General features: G+C 50.9%; 2 protein-coding genes. One reads left to right on the top strand and one right to left on the bottom strand.

Translation table 11 applies throughout. From position 1 onward, the window contains the following. Positions 1-266 (top strand): hypothetical protein (locus tag Q0605_RS07845; protein WP_298705843.1); only part of this gene is annotated, 266 nt, incomplete at its 5' end. Between the two features lie 206 nt (positions 267-472). On the opposite strand, the gene infB is transcribed toward Q0605_RS07845, so the two are convergent. Next, on the bottom strand, positions 473-2,604 hold a 2,132-nt coding region (gene infB, locus Q0605_RS07840; RefSeq protein ID WP_298705840.1), incomplete at its 5' end, for a translation initiation factor IF-2.

Here is a 2,604-nt window from a genome sequence, read left to right as displayed (position 1 = left end):
TTGCTCGGCGTCCGGCGCTCTCATTTTGCGCCGCCTGCACCGCACTATTCTCCGCGCTGCTGTTTTTCCCACACTGCGCCGCTGTGGAATTTATCTTAAATTTAAAAGCGCTTCAATGCCGCGCGAAATCTAAATTTTGCCGCTTTAAAATTTCAACTTTGCGATTAAATTTAAAATTTAAGTCGCACGGAAAAACTGCGACCAGCAAGCGGCGTCAAATAAAATTTAATCGCAAAGACGCGCTGCAAGAAAAATCTAAACATTAAAATTTCAAAACTAGCGCTATGTAGCAGCGCCTCACGCAGAAACCGACAAAATTTAAAGCTTTATTCGCACATTCCGCCGCTAAATTTAAAAGGCGAAATTTCACGCCCAAATTCTGCGAGCATAAAATTTCAAGGCGCGATCGAAGCTTAAAATTTAGCCGCAAGCCGTGCAAACGAAGCGAATGCTCACGCGGATTTCGCGAGCATTAATCGATCGTAGCCTGCTCCTCTTTTTGCTTGTAGCTTTCGATAAAATCGCCCACGCGCATATCGTCGTAGCCCTCGATGCCTACGCCGCACTCGAAGCCCTTGGCAACCTCTTTAGCGTCGTCTTTGAAGCGCTTGAGCGAGCTGACGTTGCCCTCGAAAACGATGACGCCCTCTCTGATGACGCGGATCTTCGCGCCGCGAGCGATGAGCCCGTCGGTAACCATACAGCCCGCAATCTGCCCGATCTTAGGCACGTTGATGACCTGCCTGATCTCGGCTTGACCCAAGGCCTCCTCGCTGATGATCGGGCTCATAAGACCGCTCAAAAGCGCCTTGATATCGTCGATTAGATTATAGATGACGTTGTAGGTCTTAATCTGCGCGCCGCGCTCCTTGGCAAGCTCTTTGATCTCGCCCGTAGGACGGACGTTGAAGCCCAAGATCACGCAATTTTCGCTAGCGCTTGCTAAGGCGATGTCGTTTTGCGTGATACCGCCGATGCCGCTGTGGATGATATCAACCTTGACCTCGTCGTTGCGGAGCTTTTCAAGGCTTGCTTTGATAGCCTCCAGCGAGCCCGCAACGTCGGCTTTGACAATCACAGGCAGGCTTTTTAGCGAGCCTTCGGCGATCTTGGCGCTTAGCTCGTCGATGGTGACCTTGGTCGATTTGCTAAGCTCTTTTTGGCGCTGATGCTCGTAAATTTTACTTGCGTACTCGCGCGCTTCTTTATCGCTTGAAACGCCGATCAGCGTCTCGCCGGCGCCCGGAACCTCGCTAAGGCCTATGATGACGCCGCATTCGCCCGGTAAAATTTGCTTTAGCGCCCTGCCCTTATCGTCGCTAAGCGCACGCACCTTGCCGTATGCGATGCCCGCTACGACGGTATCTCCAACATGTAGAGTGCCGTTTTGCACGATGACTGTGGCAACCGCGCCGCGACCCTTCTGCAGGGAGCTTTCGATGATGGTTGCCTTAGCCTGCTTGCTAGGATCTGCTTTGAGCTCCAAAAGATCGGCTTGTAAAAGTACGATCTCTAATAAATTTTCGATCCCGTCGCCCGTCTTTGCGGAGATCGGTACGAACTCGTAGCTACCGCCCCACTCGGTAGGCATGATGTCAAGCTCTGCAAGCCCGGTTTTTACGAGATCGGGATTGGCATTAGGCTTGTCCATCTTATTTATCGCGATGATGATCGGAACATTTGCGACCTTGGCATGCGCTATAGCCTCCTTAGTCTGAGGCTTGACGCCGTCGTCTGCAGCCACTACGATGATTACGATATCAGTAACTTCGGCTCCGCGCGCGCGCATCGAAGTAAAGGCCTCGTGGCCCGGAGTGTCGATGAAAGTGATCTTCCTGCCGTTTTTCTCGACCATATACGCGCCTACGTGCTGCGTGATGCCGCCCGCTTCGCTGCTTGCGACGCGAGAGTTTCGGATGTAATCGAGCAGGCTCGTTTTGCCGTGATCGACGTGCCCCATAATGGTGATAACCGGCGCTCTGGCGATTAAATTTTCTTCGCCTTCGCTATCCTCGTAAGCTTTGATGTAGTCAAACTCCTGCGCCTCATCGACGATATTTACCTCGATGCCGAATTCGCTTGCTAAAATTTCTATCGCATCCTCGTCCAAAAAGTCGTTTTTCGTCGTCATCATCCCAAGCGCAAATAGCTTGCCGATGATCTCGCTAGGCTGCTTTTTGATCTTATCGGCGAACTCATAGACGCGGATCTCTTTTGGGATATTTACAGAGCTTACGATTTCGCTACCCTGCTCGCGAGGGGCTTTTTTATGCTTTTTGCGACCGCCGCGACTTATACCGCCTTCGCTGCTAAAAATTTGATTCTGCGAGGCGCGATAAATATTAGGTTGGTTTTTACTTTTGGTGCGGTTTTCGGTTTGGATCGGTTTGACGGTAAAATCGGGCATTACCACGACGTCTTCGTCCTCGATGACGATATCGGCCATCTCGTGATCTGGGATAATGTCGATTTTAAGGGCGTCCTCTTTTTTGGCGGCGGGAGCTTTTTTCTTTTCGATCTTTTTCTTTTTCAAATTTAGTTCGGCATTTGAAAAGATCGCCTCCAAGCTCGCGCTCATCTTTTCGCGCCTAGGCTCGGTTCTTT

This window comes from uncultured Campylobacter sp. (assembly GCF_938017705.1).
Taxonomy (GTDB): Bacteria; Campylobacterota; Campylobacteria; order Campylobacterales; family Campylobacteraceae; genus Campylobacter_B.
Note: the sequence above shows the minus strand (reverse complement) of the source record. Positions and strands in the feature narration are given on the sequence as shown.